Genomic DNA, 24,169 nt, shown 5'->3' on the forward strand with positions numbered 1-24,169 from the left:
GGCGCTCAGGCTCCCGCCTCCCACGGCCCGACGGCGTCGACCTCCGGTCCCAGCACGTCCCTGACCCAGCGGAACGCCGCATTCGCGGCCGGCACGCCGGCGTAGATGGCCGTCTGGATCAGGAGCGAGCGCAGCTCCTCCAGCGAAACGCCGTTCTTCAGCGCCGGGCGGACATGGAGCTTGAACTCTTCCTCGCGGTGCAGGGCGACCATCATGGCGAGCGTCACGCAGGAGCGCGTCTTCCAGGGCAGCGTGGCGTCGCCCCACACTTCGCCCCAGGCGGCGCGGGTGATGAAATCCTGCCACGGCGTGGCGAACGGGCCCGCGCCGGCCAGGGAGCGCTGCACATGGTCGACGCCCAGCACCGCCTTGCGGTTGGCGAGCCCGCGCTGGAAGGCGGCGTCCGCATGGGCGCCGGGCGGGCCTGCCCGCGCGGCCAGGAACTCGCCCAGCAGCGCGTTGACGTCGCCCGGCCGCTCGGCCGCGAGCAGATGCGCGGCGTCGGCGACCACTTCGAGCCGCGCGCCCGGAATGGCGGCGGCGAGCTCCTGTCCCATGACGGGCGTCGTGACGGGATCGCCGGCCCCGGCGATCACCAGCGTCGGCGCCGTGATCGCGCCGAGCCCCGGCCGCAGGTCCATGTCCCGGATGGCGCGGCAGCAGGCGGCGTAACCCTTCGGGTCGACGCCGAGCACCATCCTGGTGAAGAAGGCGAGCCTGGCCGGGTCGCGATCCGCGAAGGCGGGCGTGAACCAGCGCCCGAGCAGCGGCCCCGCGATGGCCGCCATGCCCTCGCTCAGCACCGTGGCGGCGCGCGTCTCCCAGGTTTCGGGCGGCGGCAGCGCGGGCGCGGTCGCCATCAGGACGAGGCTCGCGACCTTGGCGGGATGACGGATGGCGAGGTTTTGCGCCGCCATGCCGCCGAGCGACAGGCCCACCACATGGGCCTTCTCGATCCCGAGCGCGTCCAGCAGGCCCGCGAGATCGTCGCCCAGCGTGTCGATGGTGACCGGCCCGTCGCCGGCGGGCGACCGCCCATGGCCGCGCGTGTCGTAGCGGATCAGGCGGTAGCGACCCGCAAAGGCGCGCGCCTGCGCCTCCCACATTTCGAGCGTCGTCCCGAGCGAGTTCGAGAAGACGACCGGCGGGGCCTCGCGCGGGCCGGTTTCGTCATAGAAGAGGGTGGTCCCGTTGACGTCGATCAGCGGCATGGCGGATGTCCTGGATGGTTTTGCGAAGCCGGCGAAGCCCTCACCCCAGCCCTCTCCCCTGTGGGGGAGAGGGGGCGGCTGCGGCGTCGCGCGAAAGGCGGGCGCGTTCCTGCGCCCCGGAACGGGGAGACGGCGGCCGAGCGAAGCGAGGTCGGATGAGGCGCTTCGTACGTCACGTGAGCGCGTCCCGGATGGGCTGCGTCGCCGCGAGCGCGCGATCGACGAACCGACCGGCGGCTTCCACGGATGGGCCCGGATCAAACGCGCGGTCGAGCGCGGCCCGGTCGAAGTCCCCGGGCAGGTCCGGCAGCGCCTCGACGACCTCGCGCAGCGGCTTGCCGGTCCGGCGCACCTCGCCGGCGGCCTCTTCGACCAGGGAATGCGCCCTGGCGCGGCCCAGCGCCGGCGCGAGCGCCGCCGCGACCGCGTCGGCGAAAAGCAGGCCCCGCGTGAGGTCGAGGTTGCGGGCCATGCGCGCGGGATCCACCTCCAGCCCCTCGGCCAGGCGCCGCGCCTCCGCGAGCGCCCCGGAGGCGAGGCCGAAGAGCTGGGGCAGCGCATGCCACTCGGCGTGCCAGGCGCCGGCCGGACGCTCATGCGCGGCCGTCATGCCGGCGAGCAGCGTCGAGGCGAGCCCCGGCGCAGCGCCGGCCGCCGCCAAGATCACCGTGCACGAGACGGGGTTGCGCTTGTGCGGCATGGCCGAGGAGCCGCCGCGGCCCGGCGCATAGGGCTCGGCGACCTCGCCGACCTCGGTGGACGCCAGATGGGCCACGTCCGTGGCCATCTTGCCGAGCCCGCCGATCAGCATCGCCAGCCAGGTCCCGGCCTCCGCGACGGCGCTGCGGCGCGCGTGCCAGGACAAGGGCGGCGCGCCGAGGCCGAGCTCGTCCGCGAAGGCGTCCTGCACGGCCGGGCCATGCTGGCGCAGGCCGGCCAGCGTGCCGACAGGGCCGCTGAGCGAGGCCAGCAGCGTGCGGGAGCGGATCTCAGGCAGGCGTCCGGCGACGTCCGCGATCCCGGCGAGCCAGACCGCGGCCTTGAAGCCGAAGCTCACCGGCGCGGCGTGCTGCCCATAGGTGCGCCCCACGCAGGGCGTCGCGCGATGCGCCCGGGCCAAAGCGGCGAGGCCCGCCAGGGTGGGGCCGAGGTCGGCCCGCAGCGCCTCGAAAGCGTCGCGCATCTGCAGGACCAGCGCCGTATCGGCGATGTCCTGCGTGGTCGAGCCCTTGTGGAAGGCTGCTTCAAGCTCTTGCGGCAGGCGCTTCTGGACCGCCTTCACGAAGGGGATCACCGGAACCCCGGCGAGCGCGGCGTCGCGGCCCAGCGCTTTCAGGTCCAGGCTGGCGGGATCGATCGCCTCGATGGCCGCCGCCAGCCCCTCGGGGGCGAGCCCAAACCGCGCCTCCGCACGGGCCAGGGCGGCCTCGGCCCGTAGCATCGCGGCGACCCGCGCCTCGTCCGAAAAAATCGCCCGCATCCGCTCGGTGGCGAAGAGCGGGCCCGTGAGGGCGGAGTCGAGGGCTGAGAAGGTCATCTTTGGCTTGTTCCGGAGCCGCTGCCGCAGCATGGCACGTCGGGCCCTAGCCCGGAATGGCGGCGCCGCGCTTCCCTCTCCCCACCAGGGGAGAGGGGGCACGGGTGAGGGTGGATGGAGCCGCCTCGATCTCAGAGACGGAGCCCCGTCGCGCCGCCCTCACCCCAGCCCTCTCCCCTTGCGGGGGAGAGGGAGCGCATTGCGGCTCACGCCTCGAAGAACACCGTCTCGCCTTCGCCCTGCAGCCGGATGTCGAACCGGTAGGTCGGCTCGCGCTCCGCCGGCAGGCGGCGGGCGATCAGGGTCTGGCGCGCATCGGCGTCAGGGACCAGCGCGAGGATCGGATCCTGCGCGTTCGCGGCCTCGTCCTCGAAATAGATCCGCGTGTAGAGGTGCTTGAGCAGGCCGCGCGCGAACACCGTCACGGCGATGTGGGGCGCCTGGGGCCTGCCCGCCGGGCCGGGTACCGGCCCCGGCTTCACGGTCGTGAACGCGAAGAGGCCGTCCGCCGTCGTGGGCGCGCGGCCGAAGCCCGCGAATCCCGTGTTGCCCTTCGGCCGGGCGTCGGCCGGGTGAGCGTAGCGGCCCTCGGGATCGGCCTGCCAGATCTCGATCATGGCGTCGCCGACGCCGACGCCGTCGCCGTCCAGCACCCGCCCGACGATGCGGATGCGCTGGCCGCCGACCGCCGGGACCGTGAGGTCGGACGAGAAGATCTCGCGCGTGTCGTAGTCCTTCGGCGTCAGGCAATAGGCGAAGTAGGGGCCCACCGTCTGCGATGGGGTGATGCCGTCAGTCATCGTGCGGCTCCTCCATGGGGGTGGCGTTGCGGCCGCGCACCACGATGTCGAACACGAAGCCCAGCGCCCATTCGGGGTGGGTGGTGTCGAGGTCGAAGCGCGAGATCATGCGGTTTCGGGCCTTCTCGTCCGTCACCGAGTTGAAGATCGGGTCGAACGGGAACAACGGGTCGCCCGGGAAATACATCTGGGTGACGAGCCGCGACAGGTAGGACGGCCCGAACAGCGAGAAGTGGATGTGCGCCGGCCGCCAGGCGTTGTGGTGGTTGCGCCACGGATAGGCGCCCGGCTTGATGGTGACGAAGCGGTAGCGTCCTTCGGCGTCGGTCACGACCCGGCCCGCGCCCGAGAAATTGGGGTCGAGCGGCGCCGGGTGCTGGTCGGCGACATGGACGTAGCGTCCCGCCGCGTTGGCCTGCCAGACCTCCAGCAGCGTGTTGGGGATGGGCCTGCCGTCCTCGTCGAGCACGCGGCCGGACACGATGATGCGCTCGCCCAGCGGCTCGCCGGCGTGCTGGAGGGTGAGGTCGGCGTCCTCGGGGCGCACGATCTCGTGGCCGTAGACCGGCCCGGTGACCTCCGAGAGCGTGTGCGGCAGGATCACCAGCGGCCGCTTGGGGTGACGTTTGGCGGTGCTGCGATAGCCCTCATAGGCGTTGGAGGGATGCGCCAGCGCGCTCTCCCGTGGATAGATCAGGCCCATGGCCGTCCTCCTGGCTGCTTCTTCGGCTTCGGTGGTCGCTCAGCCGGGGGACTTCGCGTTCAGATGCGCTCGACCGCGAGCGCCACGCCCTGGCCGACGCCGACGCACAGCGTCGCGAGGCCGAGCTTGCCGCCCGTCTTGTCGAGGTGGTGGGCCAGCGTCATCGCCAGCCGCGCGCCCGACATGCCGAGCGGGTGGCCGAGCGCGATGGCGCCGCCATTGGGGTTCACGTGGTCGGCGTCGTCCGGCAGGCCGAGCCCGCGCAGCACGGCCAGCGACTGGCTGGCGAAGGCCTCGTTCAGTTCGATGGCGTCGAAATCCGACACGGCGAGACCCAGCCGCTCGCAGAGCTTCTTCACCGCCGGCACGGGGCCGATCCCCATGACGCGCGGCGCGACCCCGGCGGTCGCCATGCCGAGGATGCGGACGCGCGGATGCAGCCCGTGGCGGCGGACCGCCTCCGTGGAGGCGATCAGCATCGCGCAGGCGCCGTCGTTGACGCCCGACGCGTTGCCGGCCGTCACGGTGCCGTCCGGGCGGACGATGGGCTTCAGCTTGGCGAGCGCCCCGGCCGTCGCGTCGGCGCGCGGATGCTCGTCCGTGTCGACCATGATCGGGCCGCCCTTGCCGCCGGGCGCCTCCACGGCGACGATCTCCTCGGCGAAGAACGCCTTCGACCGCGCCGCCCGCTGCTGGCTGCGCAGCGCGAAGGCGTCCTGGTCTTCGCGCGAGACCTGATGCTCCTGGGCGACGTTCTCGCCCGTCTCGGGCATGGAATCCGTGCCGTACTTGGCCTTCATGGCCTTGTTGACGAAGCGCCAGCCGATGGTGGTGTCGTAGATCTCGGCGGAGCGGCCGAAGGCCTGCTCGGACTTGCCCATCACGAAGGGCGCGCGCGTCATGCTCTCGACGCCGCCCGCGATGGCGAAGTCCATCTCGCCGGCCCGAACGGCGCGGGCGGCGGAGCCCACCGCGTCGAGGCCGGAGGCGCAGAGGCGGTTCAGCGTCACGCCCGGCACGTCCTGCGGCAGGCCGGCCAGCAGGGCCGCCATGCGGGCGACGTTGCGGTTGTCCTCGCCGGCCTGGTTGGCGCAGCCGAAGAACACGTCGTCGACATGGCCCCAGTCCGCGCCCGCGTTGCGCTCCATCAGGGCGCGGATGGGCAGCGCGGCGAGGTCGTCGGCGCGCACCTTCGACAGGCCGCCGGCGTACCGCCCGATGGGGGTGCGGACGGCGTCGCAGAGAAAGACGTCCCGGCTCATTTGGATCCTCCATGCGCCTTCTTGGTGCGGGCCTGGATGTCGCGCAGGACCTCCAGCTCCTGGGCGGTCGGCGCGGGGGTCTCGACCACCTGGGCAGCATAGCGCACGGGCCAGCCGGTGTTCTCCTGGATGCGCTCGCGGGTGACGCCGGGGTGGATGGACGCCACCGTCATCTCCTTGGTCTCGGGATCCGGCTCGAACACGCACAGATCCGTCATCAGCCGGCTCGGCCCCTTGGTCCTGACCCCCATGGCGCGGCGCTCGCGGCCGGTGCGGCCGTGCCCCATGGAGGTGATGAACTCCAGCTCGCCCACGAAGGAGCGCGGCGATTGCGCCATGGTGATGAAGATCTCGCCGCAATTGGTCGCGATCTCGGGCGCGCCGCCGCCGCCGGGCAGGCGCACCTTGGGGGCGTCATAGGGGCCCACCACGGTGGTGTTCAGGTTGGCGAAGCGGTCGATCTGCGCGCCGCCCAGGAAGCCCACCGTGATGCGGCCGCCCTGCAGCCAGTAGCGGAACATCTCCGGCACCGACACGGTGGTGAGCGCCGTATCGCAGAGCTCGCCGTCGCCGATGGAGAGCGGCAGGACATTGGGGCGGGTGGCCAGCGTGCCGCTCTCGTAGATCAGCGTGATCTGCGGCGCATGCGTCAGCCGGGCGAGGTTGCAGGCCGCCGAGGGCGCGCCGATGCCGACGAAGCACACGTCGTCGTTCTTGAGCGCGCGCGCGGCCGCGATGGTCATCATCTCGGTCGGGGTGAAGTCGGTCATGGCGCTCATCCTCAGGCCGCCTGTCGGCCGTGGGCCGCGAAGGCCTCCGGTCCCTTGGCGAGCACGTTCTCCTTCATCCAGGCGAGGAAGCTCTCGCGATCGCGGGCGATCTTGTCCCAGGCGATGTAGAAGGCGTTGTCGCGCTTGTAGTAGCCCTGCGCGTAGGAGGGATGCGCGCCGCCCGGCACGACCGCGACCGCGGTCACGGTCCAGCTCGGCAGCACCACGGCGTTTCTATTCAGCGGCCCAAATTCGTCCACGACCTCCTCGACGGTCACGATGGAGCGCTTCGAGGCCAGCACGGTCTCCTTCTGGACGCCCGTGATGCCCTCCAGCAGCACGTTGCCCTCGCGGTCTGCCCGCAGCGCATGGATGACGCCGACGTCCGGCCGGATCGCCGGCACCGCGGCCAGTTCCTCGCCCGTGAACGGGCACGTGATGCGCTTGATGTTGGGGTTCACCTTGGGCAGGTCGACGCCCAGATAGCCGCGGAACATCGCGAAGGGCAGGTTGGACGCGCCGGCCTCGTAGGCGTTGGCCATGGCGGCGTGGGAGTGCTCCTCGATGGCGAGCTTGTGCGGCCATCCGTTCTCGACGGCGTCGCGGAGGCGGTGCAGCGAGCCCACGCCGGGGTTGCCGCCCCAGGAGAAAACGAGCTTCTCGGCGCAGCCCATGCCGATCATCTGGTCGTAGATCAGGTCCGGCGTCATGCGGTAGAGCGTCAGGCCCTTGCGGCCCTGGCGGATCGTCTCGTGACCCGCCGCGTGCGGGATGAGGTGGGTGAACCCCTCCATGGCGACCTTGTCGCCATCGCGAATGCAGTCGGCCACCGCATCCTGCAGCGTCATGAATCGCGCCATCCGGGACGTCTCCTCGCGGCCTGAAACAGGCTTGACCTGTTCGCATTACGAACATAAATTCGTATTGCGAACAGTCTAGACCCCGCGCGAGCGGGGCGTCAAGGCGGGCGGGCCGGCGTCGGCCGCCCACGGGAGGGTGGCCATGGACGCGCCGGCTGCGGGCATCGCCGAGGACGATCCCTCTTATGTGGGAGCCCTGGCGCGCGGCATCTCGGTGATCCGGGCCTTCGACGCCGGCCGTGAATCCATGACCCTGGCCGAGGTGGCCAAGGCCACCGCCCTCCCCCGCGCGACCGTGCGGCGCTCCCTCCTGACCCTGCAGGCGCTGGGCTATGTGGCGAGCGACGGCAAGCAGTTCCGGCTGACGCCGCGCATCCTGTCGCTCGGCTACGCCTATCTGGCCTCGACCCCGATGGCGCGCGTGCTGCAGCCCGCGCTCGAGACGGTGAGCGAGCGCACCCGGGAGAGCTGCTCGGCCTCGACGCTGGACGGGCCGGAGATCGTCTATGTGGCCCGGGCCGCCACCAAGCGCATCATGTCGGTCGGCCTGGCGGTGGGCAGCCGGCTCCCGGCCTATTGCACGTCGATGGGCCGCGTCCTGCTCGCCGCCGAGAAGCCGGCCCGCGCGCGGGAGATCCTGGCCTCGTCGGACCGCAAGGCCATGTCGCCCCGCACGGTGACGGATCTGGACGCCCTGATGCGCATCCTGGACGACGTCCGGCGCCAGGGCTACAGCCTGGTCGACGAGGAGCTGGAGGTCGGCCTGCGCTCGGTCGCCGTCCCCATCGTCAGCTCCGGCGGCCAGGTGATGGCGGCGATGAACGTCAGCGCCCAGGCCGGCCGGGTCTCCTGCGACGAGTTGCTGCACAGCGTCCGGCCCGTGCTGCTGGAGCAGGCGGCGAGCGTGCGGTCGTCGCTGGTGGGGTGAAAGACCGCAGGGTTCGGCTTCGCCCGCGCGGGAACGATGGCGGCTCTGGGCGATTTCGGCAGGTCCCCCTCGCTGGAGCCCCGACATGAAGCCAACCCTCTCCGCACTCGCCGCCGCCGCCGCCCTGACGCTCGCCGGATTCGGCATGGGCGCGCCCTCGGCGAACGCCGCGCCGGCCGCGCCGAACGCCGTGGCGCAGTCCGCGCCGGGCGGCATGCTGAGCGACGTCCGCTGGGTGTGCGGCGCCTACGGCCGCAATTGCGTGTGGCGCGGCCCCGGCCGGCCCGGTCCCCGCTTCGTCGGACCGGCCCCGTATCGGCGCTGCGTCACCCGCGTGACCCGTGGCCCGTACGGGGTTCGCCGGGTCCGCACCTGCGGCTGACCGACTTGCCGTCGCCGAAGGCCTCCGCCCGGCTTCGGCCGGGCGGGACTAGCGCTCGGTCGCGGCCAGCACGGCCTCGGCGCGGATCTCCTCAGTGAGGCGCGCCTTGAGGGCGGAGAATTCCGGACTGGTCTTCACCGTGTAGTGGCGCGGATAGGGCAGGTCGACGCGGATGTCGGCCTTCACCCGGCCCGGGCGCGCGCTCATCACCAGCACGCGGGAGGCGATGAAGATCGCCTCCTCGATGTCGTGCGTGACGAACAACACCGTCTTGCGCTCCCGCTCCCAGATGCCGAGCAGCAATTCCTGCATCAGCGCGCGGGTCTGGTTGTCCAGCGCCCCGAACGGCTCGTCCAGCAGCAGGATCTCCGGGTCGTTGGCGAGCGCGCGCGCGATGGCGGTGCGTTGCTGCATGCCGCCGGACAGCTGCTTCGGCCAGTGCCGCTCGAATCCCCGCAGGCCCACCTTGTCGATATAGCTCTCGACGACGGCGCGCCGCTCCGCCTCCGACACGCCGCGCTCCTTCAGCCCGAAGGCGATGTTCTCGGCGACGCTGAGCCATGGAAACAGCGTGTAGCTCTGGAACACCATGCCGCGGTCGGCGCCCGGGCCGGTCACGGCGCGACCGTCCAGCAGCACCCTCCCGGTCGTGGGCGCATCGAGCCCCGCCACGATCCGCAGCAGCGTGGATTTTCCGCAGCCCGACGGGCCCAGGATGGTGATGAAGTCGTTCGGGGCGACCGACAGGCTCGTCGGCTCGAGCGCCCGGGTGGGCGCGCCGCCATGCATGCCGGGAAACACCCGCGACACGTTCTCGATGGTGAGCGAGCCGCTTCTCACGCCAGCCGCCACGGAAACAGGAAGCGGTTCGCCGCCTTGAACAGGAAGTCCGACACGAGGCCGATGAGCCCGATCACGATGATGCCGAAGATGATCTGCCCGGTCGCCATCAGCGACTGGCTCTCGATGATCATGTGGCCGATGCCCTCCGACGAGCCGATGAGTTCGGCCACGATCACATAGGTCCAGGCCCAGCCGAGCACGAGGCGCAGGATCTCGGCGATCTCCGGCGCATTCGCCGGGATGAGCACGCGCCGGACCACGCCCCGGTCGCCCGCCCCCAGGGTGTAGGCGGCCTCGACCAGGTCGCGCCGGGTGCCGCCGACCGCCACCGCCACCATGAGGACGATCTGGAACACCGCCCCGATGAAGATGACGAGGAGCTTCTGGGTCTCGCCCAGCCCGGCCCACAGGATCAGCAGCGGAATGAAGGCGGACGCCGGCAGATAGCGGGCGAAGGAGACGAAGGGCTCGAAGAAGGCCTCGACGGGCTTGTAGGCGCCCATCAGCACGCCGAGCGGCACGGCCACCAGCGCGGCGAGCACGAACCCGCCGACGACGCGCCAGACCGTCATGCCGATGTCGCGCAGAAAGCCGAACTGGGTGAGGAGCTCCCAGCCGTTGCGCAGCATGGTGAGCGGGTCGGCCAGGAAGATGCGGGACACGTAGCCGCCCAGCGTGGCGAAGGCCCAGGCGGCGACGAAGAGCACGAAGAACGAGACGCCCAGCGTCACCCTCAGCGGGTTGGAGATGGGCGTGAGGGGGCGCGGCATGCGGCACGGGTCCGTCGGCTGGCGGGCGGGGCCGTCGGGCCCGGGTCGGCTGCTCCCCGGGCCCGAACGGGCGTCACTGGATGAAGCGCGTGTCCGCCAGCGCGTTCAGGTCCGGGATCTGCTTGATCACGCCGGCTTCCAGCAGCAGGTCGGCCGCCTCCTTGGTGAAGGTCTTGAAGTCGCCTTCGAAGAACGCCTTGTTGGCGGCCTTGTCCTGCCAGCGGAGGTATTTGGAGGAGGCGGCGAAGTCGTCCCCGCTCTGCTTGACGTCCGCGCCCATGATCTCGTTGGACTTCTTGGGATCCTTGGCGATCATGTCGAGCGCCTCGAAGTAGCTGTCGGCCAGCGCCTTCACGGCCTTCTCGTTCTCGGCGATGAACTTGGGCGAGCAGCCGAAGGTGTCCATCACGACCGGATAGTCGAGCGTCGTCGCGATGATCTTGCCGGCCTCCGGCTTGGCGCGGACGCTCGACAGATAGGGCTCATACGTCATGGCGGCGTCGTTCTGGCCGGCGATGAAGGCCTGCGCGGCGGGGCCGGGCTCCATGTTGACGACGGTCACGTCCTTGGGGCTGAGGCCGTTCTTCTTCAGCATCCAGGCCATGACGAAATAGGGCGAGGTTCCCGGGCCCGAGGACGCGATGGACTTGCCCTTGAGATCCTTGATCGAGGCCGTGCCGGCGCGCACCACCATGCCGTCCGCCCCGTAGGACTTGTCGAGCTGGAAGATCTGCTTGATCGGGACGCCGGCCGCGTTCCACACCACATAGGTCTCGACCGTCGTGGCGGCGCACTGGATGTCGCCCGAGGCGACGGCGAGGTGGCGGCTGGCCTGCGGGATCTTCTTGATGGTGACGTCGAGGCCGTTCTTCTTGAAGATGCCGGCCTCCTTGGCGAGGGTCAGCGGCGCGAACCCGGTCCAGCCCGAAATGCCGATGGCGACCTTGGTCTCCTGCGCGCTCGCCGGAGCGGCCGCCCCGATCGCCGCCGCCAGCGCCGCGCCCGCCAGCCAGCCCGCCTTGATGCGGCGCCCTTCGATGAAGCTTGCGTCCATGCCTGTCTCCCTCCGCGTCCCCGCGCCTTTGCGGCGTCGGGGATCCGAGGGCATTCAAGCGCGACGCCGCGTATTTGTCTATACAATGATGCCCGCCATTGCTGCGCTGCAGCAGGGCCGGCGCGGCCTCGAGCTCAGGCGGCCCGCTGGCTCACCAGGGCGTCGATCTTCGCCGCCAGCGTGGCGGCGTTGAAGGGCTTGACGGCCATGTCCTCGAGGGCGGGACCGTTGCGCGGCCCGCGCTCCGGCCGGTCCGCCTGGGTGGTGATCAGCAGCACCGGGATGGTGGCCAGATCGGCGCGGGTCTGCATCGCGCGCTGCAGGTCGCCGCCGGTGTAGGGCGGCATGAACCAGTCGCAGATCACCAGGCCGTAGCGGCGCTGCGCCAGGCGGTCCAGGCCCAGCTGGGGCGACAGCGCCACGTCCACGTCCATGACGCCGATCTGGTGCAGCAGCTCCTTGACGATCCGGGTCATCACGGGGCTGTCGTCGATCACGAGAACGGGCTGGGTGCGGTCGAACGGCATCGATACCTCTGCGGGGGCGCCGGGGGCCTGGGCGTCTCTCCCCAGCGTTCTACCGGAGGTTGTGTAGCCGAGTTCTTACCGCTTGCTCTGGATTCCTCCACTTCGCCGAAAATTCAATCTTCCGGCCGGCCGGGCGATCAGCCCAGGATCCCGGGCAGGTTGAGCTGGTGCTCCCGCGCGCAGGCGAGCGCGTCCTCGTAGCCGGCGTCGGCGTGGCGCATCACCCCGGTGGCGGGGTCGTTCCACAGCACCCGCTCCAGCCGCCGGGCGGCCTCCGGCGTCCCGTCGGCCACGATCACCATGCCGGAATGCTGCGAGAACCCCATGCCGACGCCGCCGCCGTGATGCAGCGACACCCAGGTCGCCCCGGAGGCGCAGTTCAGCAGGGCGTTGAGCAGCGGCCAGTCGGACACCGCGTCCGAGCCGTCCCGCATGGCCTCGGTCTCCCGGTTCGGGGACGCCACGGAGCCCGAATCCAGGTGGTCGCGGCCGATCACGACCGGCGCCTTCAGCTCGCCCGAGGCGACCATCTCGTTGAAGGCGAGGCCGAGCCGATGGCGGTCGCCCAGCCCGACCCAGCAGATTCGCGCCGGCAGACCCTGGAAGCTGATGCGCTCGCGGGCCATGTCGAGCCAGTTGTGCAGGTGGGCGTTGTCGGGCAGCAGCTCCTTCACCTTGGCGTCGGTGCGGTAGATGTCCTCGGGATCGCCCGACAGCGCCGCCCAGCGGAACGGCCCCACCCCCCGGCAGAACAGCGGCCGGATATAGGCCGGCACGAAGCCCGGGAAGTCGAAGGCGTTCTCGACTCCCTCCTCGCGCGCCATCTGGCGGATGTTGTTGCCGTAGTCGAGCGTCGGAACGCCCCTGCGGTGAAACTCCAGCATGGCCCGGACATGCTCGGCCATGGAGCGCCGGGCCGCGCCGGCGACGCCCTTCGGGTCCGTCTCGCGGCGGCTCTCCCATTCGGAGACGGTCCAGCCCTTGGGCAGGTAGCCGTTCACAGGGTCGTGCGCGGAGGTCTGGTCGGTGACGACGTCCGGCCGCACCCCGCGCCGCACCAGCTCGGGGAAAATGTCGGCCGCGTTGCCGAGCACGCCGACCGAGACGGGCTTACGGTCCCGGCAGGACTGCTCGATGATGGCGAGCGCCTCGTCGAGGTCCTTGGCCTGCCGGTCGAGATAGCGGGTCTTCAGCCGCATCTCGATGCGCGACGCCTGGCACTCGACCGCCAGGCAGGAGGCCCCCGCCATGGTGGCGGCCAGCGGCTGCGCGCCGCCCATGCCGCCGAGCCCGGCGGTGAGGATCCACTTGCCGGCCAGCGACCCGCCACAGTGCCGGCGGCCCACCTCCACGAAGGTCTCGTAGGTGCCCTGCACGATCCCCTGCGTGCCGATATAGATCCAGGAGCCGGCCGTCATCTGGCCGTACATCATGAGCCCCTTGCGATCGAGCTCGTTGAAATGGTCCCAGGTGGCCCAGTGCGGCACGAGGTTGGAGTTGGCGATCAGCACCCGCGGCGCGTCCGGATGCGTCCTGAACACGCCCACGGGCTTGCCCGACTGCACCAGCAGGGTCTGGTCCGCCTCCAGGTCGCGCAGCGCCGCCGCGATGCGGTCGAAGCTCTCCCAGTCGCGCGCCGCCCGGCCGATGCCGCCATAGACGACGAGTTCGCCGGGCCGCTCGGCGACGTCCGCGTCGAGATTGTTCATCAGCATGCGCAGCGGCGCTTCCGTCAGCCAGCTCCTGGCGGAGATCTCGGATCCCCGGGGGGCGCGGATCCGGCGGGCGTTGTCGAGGCGGGCGTTGTCGAGGCGGGACATGGGCGGCTCCTCGTGGACTGCGGACCTCCGGTCCGCATGAAAGGGCGGCGGGGATGCGGGCCGGTTAGGGCGAACGCGCGAAGGCCAGGCAGGCCTGCAGGGCGGCGCGCAGCCGGGCCGTGATCGGCGCCGCATGGACGGGGTCGAACGCGGTCGGCCACTCGCCCTCGCGCACGGGGCCCGGCGTCTCGCGCATGTAGCCCCGGCAGGCGAGCTCCATCTGGATCGCGTGGACGCCCGCATCGGGCGCGCCAAAGAAGCGCGTGATCCAGCCGCCCTTGAACCGCCCATTCGTGACCTGCGTGAAGCCCGGCCCGTCGCAGGCGCCCTCGACGGCCGCGGTCAGCGCCGGGTCGCAGCTCGCGCCCGCATTCGTCCCGATGTTGAAATTTGGCAGCTCGCCGTCGAACAGCCGCGGGATGACCGAGCGGATCGAGTGGCAGTCATAGAGCACGACCTTGGGATGACGCTCCCGCAGCCGCTTCAGCTCCGCCCCGAGGGCGGCGTGGTAGGGCTCGAAATAGAGCGTGCGGCGCTGCGCCACGGATGCGTCGTCCGGCTCCGCGCCAGGCTCGTAGAGGGGCTCGCCGTCGAAGCTCGTCGTCGGGCACAGGTCCGTGGTGGCCTGTCCGGGATAGAGCGACGCGCCCGAGGGGTCGCGGTTGACGTCGATCACCGTGCGGGAGATCGCGGTGTGGACCGTCGTCGCCCCGAGCTCGCGCGCGAAGCCGTAGAGCCGGTCGACATGCCAGTCCGCGTCCTTGCGGGCGAGCCATGGCGAGACGAGCGCCCGGTCGAAGGGCGCCGGGATCTCCACGCCGGTGTGCGGGAAACTCAGGACCAGCGGAGCGTCGCCCCGCTCGACGGTCAGCCAGTCGTTCACGCGGCGTCTCCTTCCAGGCTCGGCAGCAACGCGGGCCCGACCGCCTCGGCCAGCGCGCCGCCGCGCACGAGATCGGCGGCGGCGGCGATGTCGGGAGCGAAATAGCGGTCTTCGCCGAGCGCCGGAACGTGGGCCCGCAGCGCCGCGACCGCCCGCTCCAGCGCGGGACTGGTCCGGAGCGGGGCGTGGAAGCCGCAGCCCTGCGCGGCCGCGAGAAGCTCGATCGCCACCACCTGGACGGCGTTCTCGGCCATCGGCGCCAGCCGCCGCGCGCCATGCGCCGCCATGGAGACGTGGTCCTCCTGGTTGGCGGAGGTGGGGATGGAGTCGACGCTGGCCGGATAGGCCCGCTGCTTGTTCTCCGAAACCAGCGCGGCGGCCGTGACCTGCGGGATCATGAAGCCCGAATTCAGCCCCGGATGGGCGGTGAGGAACGCCGGCAGGCGCGACAGGCCCGGGTCGACCAGCATGGCGACCCGGCGCTCCGCCAGCGAGCCGATCTCGCAGATCGCCAGCGCGATCTGGTCCGCCGCGAAGGCCACCGGCTCGGCGTGGAAATTGCCGCCCGAGACGATCTCGCCGGTGTCGGCGAAGACGAGCGGGTTGTCGGAGACCCCGTTCGCCTCGATCTCGAGCGTCGCGGCGGCCTGGCGCAGGAGGTCGAGGCAGGCGCCCATCACCTGCGGCTGGCAGCGCAGGCAATAGGGATCCTGCACGCGGTCGTCGCCGACGAGATGCGACGCCCGGATCTGCGAACCCGCCATCAGGGCGCGCAGGGCGGCCGCGGCCTCGATCTGCCCGCGATGGCGCCGCAGGGCGTGGATCCGCGGATCGAACGGGCCGTCGGACCCCTTGGCGGCGTCCGTCGACAGGGCGCCGGCGACGAGCGCCGCCCGGAAGGCGGTCTCCGCCTCGAACAGCCCGGCCAGCGCCAGCGCGGTCGAGACCTGCGTGCCGTTGAGCAGCGCCAGCCCCTCCTTGGGGCCGAGCTCCACCGGCCGCAGGCCGGCGGCCGCCAGCGCCCGGGCGGCCGGCATGCGCTCGCCCTGAGCGACGACCTCGCCCTCGCCGATCAGCCCCAGCGTCATGTGGGCCAGGGGAGCGAGGTCGCCCGAGGCCCCGACGGAGCCCTGCGCCGGGATCACCGGCAGAATTTCGGCGTCGAGCAGCGCCAGGAGGGCGTCCAGCGTAGCCGGCCGCACGCCGGACGCGCCTTGCGCGAGGCTCGCCGCCTTCAGGGCGATCAGGAGGCGCACGACGGGGCGCGCAAGCGGCTCGCCGACGCCCGCCGCATGCGACAGGACGATGTTGCGCTGGAGCTGCGCCAGGTCCGCATCGGCGATGCGCACGGAGGCGAGCTTGCCGAAGCCGGTGTTGACGCCGTAGACGGGCTCGCCCTTGGCGACGACGGCGGCCACCACGGCCGCGCCGGCCTCGACCTGGAGGCGCGAATCCTCCGCGAGCGCGATGCTCGATCCCGTGTAGACGCGCCGCCAGACGGCGAGCGGGACGTCCCCGGGGCGGAGAGCGACAGGTTCGCTCATGCGGTCCTCCCGTCCTGGGCGCGGTCCGTGCGGCCCCGCCAGACCCTGCGGTGCAGCGGGTTGAAGCCCATGCGGTAGACGAGTTCGGCCGGCCGCTCGACGTCCCAGATCGCGAGGTCGCAGGACTTGCCCGCCTCCAGCGATCCGACCTCGTCGAGGCGGCCCAGCGCCCGCGCGGCCTCGCGGGTCACCCCCGCCAGGCACTCGTCCACGGTCATCCGGAACAAGGTGGCCCCCATGTTCATCGTCAGCAGCAGGGAGGTGAGCGGCGACGTGCCGGGATTGCAGTCGGTGGCCAGCGCCATCGCGACGCCGTGGCGGCGGAAGAGCTCGACGGGCGGAAGCCGGGTCTCGCGGATGAAGTAGAAGGCGCCGGGCAGCAGCATCGCCACGGTCCCGGCGCGCGCCATCGCGGCGGCGCCGTCCTCGTCCGTGTGCTCCAGGTGGTCGGCCGAGAGCGCGCCGTGCTCGGCCGCCAGCCGGGCGCCGTGCAGGTTGGAGAGCTGGTCGGCGTGCAGCTTCACCGGCAGGCCGGCGGCGCGCGCCGCCTCGAAGACGCACGCGGTCTGCGCGGTCGAGAACGCGATGCCCTCGCAAAAGGCGTCCACCGCGTCGGCGAGGCCCGACCGGGCCACGGCCGGGATCATGTCGCGCGCGACGAGGTCGATGAAGGCGTCCTTGTCGCACTGCGCCTCGGGCGGCAAGGCGTGCGCGCCCAGGAAGGTCGTCGTCACCGAGACGGGCCGCTCAGAGCCCAGGCGGCGCGCGGCGCGCAGCTGCTTCAGCTCCGTCGCGAGGTCGAGGCCGTAGCCCGACTTGACCTCCACGGTGGTGACGCCCTCGGCCAGCAGGGCGTCGAGCCGGGGCAGGGCCGCCTCGACCAAGGCGTCCTCGCTGGCGGCCCGGGTCGCCTTCACGGTCGAGACGATGCCGCCGCCGGCGCGGGCGACCTCCTCGTAGGTCGCCCCGGCGAGGCGCAGTTCGAATTCATGGGCGCGGTCGCCGCCATAGACCAGATGCGTGTGGGCGTCGATGAGGCCGGGCGTGATCCAGCGGCCGTCGCAGGCCACCCGCTCGGCCGCGCTCCACCCGGCCGGCAGGCCGTCCTCGGGGCCCGCATAGGCGATCCGCCCGTTCCGGGCCGCCACGGCCCCGCGGTCGACGGCGCCCAGGCCCGGCGCGCCGGGCGCCATCGTGGCCAATCTCGCGCCGGTCCACACCGTGTCGAAATGCGTGTCAGGATGCGCCATGGGGGTTGCGCCCGTCCGGGTTTGGCGATTTAATTGTCTATACATAAACAGAACGGATCGCGCATGGGAAGGCTGATTTTCGACCACGCGCTCCTGCCCGCCGGCTGGGCCCGCGACGTCGCCGTGACGGTGCGGGACGGCGTCATCGCCGACCTGGCGACCGGCGCGTCGGCGCAGGCCGGGGACGAGCGCGTCCGCGGCGTCGCGCTTCCCGGCATGCCGAACCTGCACAGCCACGCCTTCCAGCGCGCCATGGCGGGGCTCGCCGAGACCCGCGGCCCGGCTGGCGACAGCTTCTGGACCTGGCGCCAGGTGATGTACCGCTTTCTCGGCGCGCTCACGCCGGACGACGTCGAGGCCATCGCGTCCTTCGCCTATATGGAGATGCTGGAAGGCGGCTTCACGACCGTGGGCGAGTTCCACTACCTGCACCACGATCCGGAGGGCCGCCCCTATGCGGACCTGGCCGAGATGTGCGGGCGGATCGCCGCCGCCGCGGACCGCACCGGCCTCGGCCTCACGCTCCTGCCCAGCCTCTACGCCCAGGGCGGTCTCGGCGGACAGCCGCCCGTCGAGGGGCAGAGGCGATTCCTGAACGATCCGGAGCGCTTCCTGCGGCTCCTTGAGGGCGCCCGCCGGGCCGTCGCCGGCCTGCCCGCCGCCGCGGTCGGGATCGCGCCCCATTCGCTGCGGGCCGTCACGCCCGACCAGCTCCGGGCCGCCCTCCAGGCCTGCCCGGACGGTCCGGTGCACATGCACGCGGCCGAGCAGGTGAAGGAGGTGGAGGATTGCGTCGCCTGGTCCGGCCGCCGCCCCGTCGAATGGCTGCTGGAGAACGCCGGCCTCGGCCCCCGCTGGTGCCTCATCCACACGACCCACATGACGCCGGAGGAGACGCTCGCTCTGGCGCGCTCGGGGGCCGTCTCCGGCCTCTGCCCGCTCACCGAGGGCAGCCTGGGCGACGGCGTCTTCGACGGCGCGCGCTTCCTCGGCGCGGGCGGCGCGTTCGGGATCGGCACGGACAGCAACATCGAGATCACGGCGCCCGGCGAGCTGAAGCAGCTCGAATACACGCAGCGCCTCGCGAGCCTCGGGCGCAACGTCATGACGCTGCGCCAGGGCGAGCACACCGGCCGGCGCCTCTACGACGCCGCGCTCGCCGGCGGCGCGCAGGCCCTGGCGCGGCCGATCGGCGCGCTGGAGCCCGGCCGCCGCGCCGACGTCGTCGTGCTGGACGCCGGCCATCCCGACCTCGCGGCCGTCTCGGGCGACCGCTGGCTCGACGCCTATGTGTTCACGGCAGGCCGCGGCGCCGTCGACCGCGTCTATGTCTCGGGCGCGCTCCAGGTCGAGGCCGGCCGGCATCGCGCCCGCGAGGCGATCGCGGCCCGCTATGTCGACGTCCTCAGGCGGATCGGCGCATGAGGGCGCGCCAGCGGGAGGGCGCGCATGCCTGAGCACCTGAAGCGCTCGGCCGCGGACCTCCATCTGCCCCGCTACGCGGAGATCCGCCGCGCCCTCGAGGAGGCCATCATGTCGGGCGCATGGCGGCCCGGGCGCCGGGTGCCGTCCGAGCACGCCCTCATGGAGCAGTTCGGCTGCTCGCGCATGACGGTCAACAAGGCGCTGTCGGCGCTGGCCGAGGCGGGCCTGATCCTGCGCAAGCGGCGGTCCGGCAGCTTCGTCGCCTCGCCGGCCTCCGAGCAGACCGTGCTGGAGATCCACGACATCCCCAAGGAGATCGCGGCCAGCGGGCGCGAGCACCGCTTCGAGATCCTGTCGCGCCATCGCCGCAGGGCCGGGCCGGGCGACGCCGAGCGCCTCGGGGTGAAGCCGGGCGCGCCCGTCCTGGCCATGGCGGTCCGCCATTTCGCCGCCGGCAAGCCCTTCGCCGTGGAGGACCGGCTGATCAACCTCGCCCGCGTGCCCGAGGCCGAGGCCGAGCCCTTCGACACGCTGCCGCCCGGCAGCTGGCTCCTCGCCCGGATCCCCTGGAGCGAGGCCGAGCACCAGATCCGCGCCGCCAATCTGGACGCCGAGACGGCGTCGCGCCTCGACCTCGCGCCCGGGGCCGCCGGCCTGGTGGTGGACCGCCGCACCTGGCAGGGCGGCGAGACCATCACCTGCGTGACCCTCGTCTATCCGGGCGACCGGCACCGCCTGACGGCGCGGTTCGGCCCGCCCCGGGGATGACCGGACCGCGGGCCTGCCGGCCGCCGTCCGTCCAGGCGGACGAGGCCGTCAGTGGAAGTCGCGCGACGGCGGCAGCAGGCGCACATTGCGCGGATGTCGGACGGCGTGGCCGCCGGAGGTCCGCGTCTCGGGGACCGGGCGGCGCACCTCGTCGGCGTTGGCCAGCGGCGTCGGCATGACGTCGTGCGACAGCCGGCCGAGTTCGCCCGAGCGGTCCACGAGGCGTTCGGCGACGACATGCACGATGCCCTCGGGGCTGCGCTGGATGCGGCCGTCGACCAGCACGAGCCGGGCGCCCATGACCTCCTTGCGGTAGCGCTCCATCAGGCTCGGCCAGACCACGCAATTGGCGATGCCGGTCTCGTCCTCGACGGTCATGAACACCACCCCCTGGGCGCTTCCCGGGCGCTGGCGCACCAGCACGACGCCGGCGACCTTCACCCGCCAGCCATTTCGCATGCCGGCCACGGTGCGGCAGTCGCTCACGCCCTCGCGGGCGAAGAGCCCGCGCAGGAAGCCCAGCGGGTGGCCCTTCAGGGACATCCGGATGGTCTGGTAGTCGGCGACCACGTGCTCGGGCGCCGGCATCGGCGGCAGCGTGGTCATCGGCTCCGGGGCGAGCTCCTCCGCCCCGGCCGCCTCGAACAGCGGCAGCGCCACGTCGTCCGGCAGGCGGCGGACCGCCCAGGCCCCGTCGCGGCGGTCGAGCCCGAGCGAGCGCAGCGCGTCGGCCTCCGCCAGGCGCACCAGCGCCGCCTTGGGCAGGCCGCCGCGCCGCTGCAGGCTCTCCGCCGTGGGATAGAACCCGCCGCGGCGCGCCACGAGGCGCTGGGCCCACTCCTCCCGAAACCCGTCGATCTGCCTGAAGCCGAGGCGCAGCGCCAGCGCCCCGTCCGGCCGCTGCTCCAGCGTGTTGTCCCAGAAGCTGGCGTTCACGTCCGGCGGGCGCGCCTCCACCCCGTGCTCCACCGCGTCCCGGACGATCTGCGCCGGGGCGTAGAAGCCCATAGGCTGGCTGTTGAGCAGCGCGCACGCGAAGGCGGCCGGGTGGTGGCGCTTCATCCAGGACGAGGCGTAGACCAGCAGCGCGAAGGAGGCGGCGTGGCTTTCCGGGAAGCCGTATTCGCCGAAGCCCTCGATCTGCTTGAAGCAGCGGGCCGCGAATTCCGGGTCGTAGCCGCGCCGGGTCATGCCCTCCACCATCTTCTGCTGGAACAGGTGGATGGTGCCCACCCGCCGGAAGGTCGCCATGGCGCGGCGCAGGTGGTTGGCCTCGTCGGGCGTGAACTTGGCCGCCTCGATGGCGATCCGCATGGCCTGTTCCTGGAACAGCGGCACCCCCAGCGTCTTGCCCAGCACGCGCTCGAGCTCGTCCGGGGGGCCGTGCTCCGGCGAGGGCCGGGGATAGACCACGCGCTCACGGTTCTGCCGGCGCTTCAGATAGGGGTGGACCATGTCGCCCTGGATGGGCCCCGGCCGCACGATCGCGACCTCGATGACGAGGTCGTAGAAGCAGGAGGGCTTCAGCCGCGGCAGCATGTTCATCTGCGCCCGGCTCTCCACCTGGAAGACGCCGAGCGAATCCGCCCGCTGCAGCATGCGGTACACCGCCGGGTCCTCGCGCGGGATGGTGGCGAGCTCCAGGTCCGGCCCGCCATGCAGGCGGATGAGGTCCAGCCCCTTGCGCAGGCAGGTCAGCATGCCGAGCGCCAGCACGTCGATCTTCATGATCCCGAGGGCGTCGATGTCGTCCTTGTCCCATTCGATGAAGGTGCGGTCGTCCATGGCGGCGTTGCCGATCGGGACCGTCTCGTCGAGCCGCCCGCGGGTCAGCACGAAGCCGCCGACATGCTGCGACAGGTGCCGCGGGAAGCCGAGGAGCTGCAGGGCGACGTCCACCGCCAGGCGGATCGACGGGTTGGCGGGGTCGAGCCCGGCCTGGCGCACCTGGGTCTCGTCGATGCCCTTGCCCCAGCTCCCCCAGACCGTGTTGGCGAGCGCCGCGGTGACGTCCTCGGTCAGCCCCAGCGCCTTGCCGACGTCCCGGATGGCGCTGCGCGGCCGGTAGCTGATCACCGTGGCGGCGAGGCCGGCGCGCTCCCGCCCGTAGCGCTCATAGATCCACTGGATCACCTCCTCGCGCCGCTCATGCTCGAAGTCCACGTCGATGTCGGGCGGCTCGCTGCGCTCGGCCGACACGAAGCGCTCGAACAGGAGGTCGATCTCGGTGGGGTCCACGGCCGTGATCCCGAGGCAGTAGCACACGGCCGAATTGGCCGCCGAGCCGCGGCCCTGGCACAGGATCCCGCGGCGGCGCGCCTCCGCGACGATGTCGTTCACGGTGAGGAAGTAGCGGGCGTAGTCGAGCTGGGCGATGAGCCGCAGCTCCTTCTCGATCGCCTGCGCGATCCGCTCGGGGACCCCCTCGGGCCAGCGCCGCGCCGCGCCGCGGCGGGCGAGCTCGGCCAGATGCTCCTGGGCGGTCCGGCCGGCCGGGATGGGGTCGTCCGGATACTCGTAGCGCAGCTCGTCCAGGCTGAACCGGCAGGCGTCCAGGAAGCGCATCGTCTCGGCCACGGCCTGCGGGGCCGGGCGGAACAGGCGGGCCATCTCGCCGGGGGACTTGAGGCGCCGCTCCGCATGCGCCTCCAGCCGCCGGCCGGCCTCCTCGATGGTGCAATGCTCCCGGATGCAGGTCATCACGTCCTGCAGGGGGCGCCGTTCGGCGCGGTGATAGAGCACGTCGTTGACGGCCAGCAGGGGCGTCCGGGCCGCGGCGGCGATCTCCTCCAGGCGGGCCAGGCGGCGCCGGTCGGCGCCGGCGTGCGGCAGGGCCGCGCCCAGCCAGACGCGGCCGGGCGAGGCTTCGCCGAGCCGGCCCAGCGCCGCCGGGATCCGGGCGGCGTCGGCGCCGGCGAGCCGCGCCGGCGGCATCAGGACGAGGTTGAGGCCCTCGGCGTCGGCCGTCAGGTCGTCCAGCGTCAGCGCGCAATCCCCCTTGGGGGCGCGGCGCTTGCCCAGCGTGATCAGCCGCGAGAGCCGCCCATAGGCGGCGCGGTCGGCCGGATAGGCGAGCACGTCCGGCGCGCCGTCGGCGAAGACCAGCCGCGCCCCCACGGCGAGCCGCATCCCGGCCTCGGCCGCCCCGGTCTCCTTCAGGGCGACATGCGCGCGCACGACCCCGGCCAGGGAGTTGCGGTCCGCCACCCCGATGCCGGCCAGGCCCAGGCGCCACGCCTCCGCGACCAGCTCCTCCGGATGCGACGCGCCGCGCAGGAACGAGAAGTTGGTCGTCACCGCGAGCTCGGCGTAGGGCGGGCCCTCGCCGCGGCGGGGCGCCGGCGGGATCATGCGAAAAGCCCGTGCAGGAACCAGGACGGGGAGGCGGTCTCGTAGCCCCACAGCCCCTCGCGGAAGAGCCAGAAGCGGCGGCCGGCCTCGTCCTCGACGCGGAAATAGTCGCGCGTGAGCGCGTCGGGGCTGGCCCGCCACCATTCGGGAGCGATGCGCTCGGGCCCCTCGGCCTTGCGCACCAGATGCAGCGCCCGCCGCCAGCGGAACCGGATGGGCGGCCCGTCCGGGATCTCGGCCAGGGCCTCGATGCGCTCCGGCGGGTCGAGCAGGCGCAGGGGCCGCGGCGGCGGCTCCTCGGGGACGCGGTGGAACGCCCACTCGGCCGCCGCCTCCGCCGTCTTGGCCGCGCCCGCCCCGCCGACGCGCTGCGCCGGCGCGGCGAAGGCGGCGCGCTCGGGAATGTGGGTGTCCTGCGCGACGAGGCGCTGCACGCGCCGGGGCCCGAAGCGGGCCGCCAGCCTGTCGGCGAGCTCGGCCAGGGCCTCGCCCTCCTCGGCCTGGCGGTCGAGGCCCGTCTGGGCGGCGTCCTGCCGCTCCGTCGCGAGCGCGGCGAGGCGCATCACGTCGAAGCCGAAGCCGGGGTCGACCGGATCGGCCAGGGCGTCGAGCTTCTCGCGATAGAGCCGCGCCAGGGCGGCGGGATCGCGCACCGGCCGCCCGGTGGCGACCGCGATGCGCCGGACCGCGCCGTCGGCGCGAAAGAAGGTCAGCTCCAGCCGCCGCGCGCCCTCGCCGCGGCGCTCCAGCACGCCCGCCAACTCGCCCGCCATCGCCAGGATGGAGCGGCGCACGTCCTCCTCGTGCCCGATCGGCTCGGCGAAGCGGCGCTCCGCCGTGCAGGCCGGCAGGGGCCGGCGCGGCGAGACCGGCTCGCCGGCGAGGCCGCGGACCCGGTCGAGGCGGTCCAGCAGGCCGGCCCCGAACCGGGCCGCCAGGGGGCCGCGCGGCCGCTCGGCCAGATCCTCGATCCGCTTCAGGCCGAGCCGGGCCAAAGCCGTGACCGTCTCGGGCGGCGCGATCGCCTCGACCGGCAGGCGGCCCACAGCGAGGGCTTCGCCCCCGGCCGGGACCACGCGGCCGCCTGCGCCGCCGAAGCGCGCCAGCGCGCGGGCGGCCGACAGGGTCCCGGCGATGGCCCCGCGGGCCTCCACGCCGCCGCGGCGCAGGCGCGCCACGAGGTCGTCCAGCATCGCGGCCTCGCCCCCGAACAGATGGGCCGAGCCGGTGACGTCGAGGGCCAGCCCGTCCGGGCCGTCCAGCCCCACGAAGGGGGTGTAGCGCTCGGCCCAGTCCGCCAGGACCTCCAGCAGGGCGGCGTCGGCGGCCGCGTCGGCCTCCACGGCCAGGAGGGCCGGGTGGATGGCGCGGGCCGTCGCCAGCGTCATGCCGACGCAGACCCCGGCCCGCAGGGCGGCGTCGTCCGCCGCCGCGATCACGAGCGCGTTGCGCGCCTTGTCGACCACCACGATGGGGGGATC

General features: G+C 72.7%; 21 protein-coding genes. 4 read left to right on the plus strand and 17 right to left on the minus strand.

Annotated elements, in window-relative coordinates; all coding sequences use genetic code 11:
- Nucleotides 1–5: 5 nt before the first annotated feature.
- The 7 genes from pcaDC to ACYVO7_RS03645 form a co-directional block, all read right to left on the minus strand.
- Nucleotides 6–1,211: a bifunctional 3-oxoadipate enol-lactonase/4-carboxymuconolactone decarboxylase PcaDC gene (pcaDC, locus tag ACYVO7_RS03615; protein WP_460448460.1), complete on the minus strand. Its 1,206-nt coding sequence runs from the start codon at nt 1,209–1,211 to the stop codon at nt 6–8.
- 172 nt (nt 1,212–1,383) lie between these two features.
- Nucleotides 1,384–2,748 (minus strand): 3-carboxy-cis,cis-muconate cycloisomerase, encoded by a 1,365-nt coding sequence (gene pcaB, locus ACYVO7_RS03620; protein WP_460448461.1) that lies wholly within the window; start codon nt 2,746–2,748, stop codon nt 1,384–1,386.
- Nucleotides 2,749–2,954: 206 nt separating this feature from the next.
- Nucleotides 2,955–3,548: a protocatechuate 3,4-dioxygenase subunit alpha gene (gene pcaG, locus ACYVO7_RS03625; RefSeq protein WP_460448462.1), complete on the minus strand. Its 594-nt coding sequence runs from the start codon at nt 3,546–3,548 to the stop codon at nt 2,955–2,957.
- Entirely contained in the window at nt 3,541–4,251 is a 711-nt protein-coding gene (gene pcaH / locus ACYVO7_RS03630; protein WP_460448463.1) for a protocatechuate 3,4-dioxygenase subunit beta, read from the minus strand. Before pcaH ends, pcaG begins: the two co-directional genes overlap by 8 nt.
- Before the next feature lie 59 nt (nt 4,252–4,310).
- Complete coding sequence (pcaF, locus tag ACYVO7_RS03635) at nt 4,311–5,513, minus strand: 3-oxoadipyl-CoA thiolase (RefSeq protein ID WP_460448464.1); 1,203 nt, start codon at nt 5,511–5,513, stop codon at nt 4,311–4,313.
- Entirely contained in the window at nt 5,510–6,283 is a 774-nt protein-coding gene (locus ACYVO7_RS03640; protein WP_460448465.1) for a CoA-transferase subunit beta, read from the minus strand. The genes pcaF and ACYVO7_RS03640 overlap by 4 nt, the downstream gene beginning before the upstream one ends.
- Nucleotides 6,284–6,294: 11 nt before the next feature.
- Nucleotides 6,295–7,143, minus strand: coding sequence for a CoA transferase subunit A (locus ACYVO7_RS03645; protein WP_460448466.1), 849 nt, complete (start codon nt 7,141–7,143; stop codon nt 6,295–6,297).
- A gap of 142 nt (nt 7,144–7,285) precedes the next feature.
- On the opposite strand from ACYVO7_RS03645, the gene ACYVO7_RS03650 reads away from it, so the two are divergent.
- Together ACYVO7_RS03650 and ACYVO7_RS03655 are read left to right on the plus strand one after the other, a co-directional pair.
- On the plus strand, nt 7,286–8,071 hold the full coding sequence (locus tag ACYVO7_RS03650) for an IclR family transcriptional regulator domain-containing protein (protein ID WP_460448467.1): 786 nt from the start codon (nt 7,286–7,288) through the stop codon (nt 8,069–8,071).
- 85 nt (nt 8,072–8,156) lie between these two features.
- On the plus strand, nt 8,157–8,453 hold the full coding sequence (locus ACYVO7_RS03655; RefSeq protein ID WP_406855802.1) for a hypothetical protein: 297 nt from the start codon (nt 8,157–8,159) through the stop codon (nt 8,451–8,453).
- Nucleotides 8,454–8,501: 48 nt separating this feature from the next.
- On the opposite strand, the gene ACYVO7_RS03660 is transcribed toward ACYVO7_RS03655, so the two are convergent.
- From ACYVO7_RS03660 to hutI, 8 genes are all read right to left on the minus strand, one after another.
- Nucleotides 8,502–9,242, minus strand: a complete 741-nt coding sequence (locus ACYVO7_RS03660; protein ID WP_460448555.1) for an ABC transporter ATP-binding protein — start codon at nt 9,240–9,242, stop codon at nt 8,502–8,504.
- Between the two features lie 47 nt (nt 9,243–9,289).
- Complete coding sequence (locus ACYVO7_RS03665; protein ID WP_460448468.1) at nt 9,290–10,066, minus strand: ABC transporter permease; 777 nt, start codon at nt 10,064–10,066, stop codon at nt 9,290–9,292.
- A 73-nt stretch (nt 10,067–10,139) separates the two neighbouring features.
- Entirely contained in the window at nt 10,140–11,120 is a 981-nt protein-coding gene (locus tag ACYVO7_RS03670) for an ABC transporter substrate-binding protein (protein ID WP_460448469.1), read from the minus strand.
- A gap of 134 nt (nt 11,121–11,254) precedes the next feature.
- Nucleotides 11,255–11,647 (minus strand): response regulator, encoded by a 393-nt coding sequence (locus tag ACYVO7_RS03675; protein WP_460448470.1) that lies wholly within the window; start codon nt 11,645–11,647, stop codon nt 11,255–11,257.
- A 137-nt stretch (nt 11,648–11,784) separates the two neighbouring features.
- Nucleotides 11,785–13,467 carry a urocanate hydratase gene (gene hutU, locus ACYVO7_RS03680; RefSeq protein WP_460448471.1) on the minus strand — a complete coding sequence of 561 codons (1,683 nt, stop codon included), beginning with the start codon at nt 13,465–13,467 and terminating at the stop codon, nt 11,785–11,787.
- A 64-nt stretch (nt 13,468–13,531) separates the two neighbouring features.
- Nucleotides 13,532–14,350 (minus strand): N-formylglutamate deformylase, encoded by an 819-nt coding sequence (gene hutG / locus ACYVO7_RS03685; protein ID WP_460448472.1) that lies wholly within the window; start codon nt 14,348–14,350, stop codon nt 13,532–13,534.
- Nucleotides 14,347–15,894 carry a histidine ammonia-lyase gene (gene hutH / locus ACYVO7_RS03690; protein WP_460448473.1) on the minus strand — a complete coding sequence of 516 codons (1,548 nt, stop codon included), beginning with the start codon at nt 15,892–15,894 and terminating at the stop codon, nt 14,347–14,349. Before hutH ends, hutG begins: the two co-directional genes overlap by 4 nt.
- Nucleotides 15,891–17,144, minus strand: coding sequence for an imidazolonepropionase (hutI, locus tag ACYVO7_RS03695; protein WP_460448474.1), 1,254 nt, complete (start codon nt 17,142–17,144; stop codon nt 15,891–15,893). The genes hutH and hutI overlap by 4 nt, the downstream gene beginning before the upstream one ends.
- Before the next feature lie 63 nt (nt 17,145–17,207).
- On the opposite strand from hutI, the gene ACYVO7_RS03700 reads away from it, so the two are divergent.
- On the plus strand, nt 17,208–18,569 hold the full coding sequence (locus ACYVO7_RS03700; protein WP_460448475.1) for a formimidoylglutamate deiminase: 1,362 nt from the start codon (nt 17,208–17,210) through the stop codon (nt 18,567–18,569).
- Between the two features lie 24 nt (nt 18,570–18,593).
- Nucleotides 18,594–19,337, plus strand: coding sequence for a histidine utilization repressor (gene hutC / locus ACYVO7_RS03705; protein ID WP_460448476.1), 744 nt, complete (start codon nt 18,594–18,596; stop codon nt 19,335–19,337).
- A 48-nt stretch (nt 19,338–19,385) separates the two neighbouring features.
- Here hutC and ACYVO7_RS03710 read toward each other — a convergent pair whose 3' ends face one another.
- Entirely contained in the window at nt 19,386–22,688 is a 3,303-nt protein-coding gene (locus ACYVO7_RS03710) for an error-prone DNA polymerase (RefSeq protein WP_460448477.1), read from the minus strand.
- Nucleotides 22,685–24,157, minus strand: coding sequence for a Y-family DNA polymerase (locus ACYVO7_RS03715; RefSeq protein WP_460448478.1), 1,473 nt, complete (start codon nt 24,155–24,157; stop codon nt 22,685–22,687). Before ACYVO7_RS03715 ends, ACYVO7_RS03710 begins: the two co-directional genes overlap by 4 nt.
- Nucleotides 24,158–24,169 lie beyond the last annotated feature (12 nt).

This window comes from Alsobacter sp. SYSU BS001988 (genome assembly GCF_054796215.1).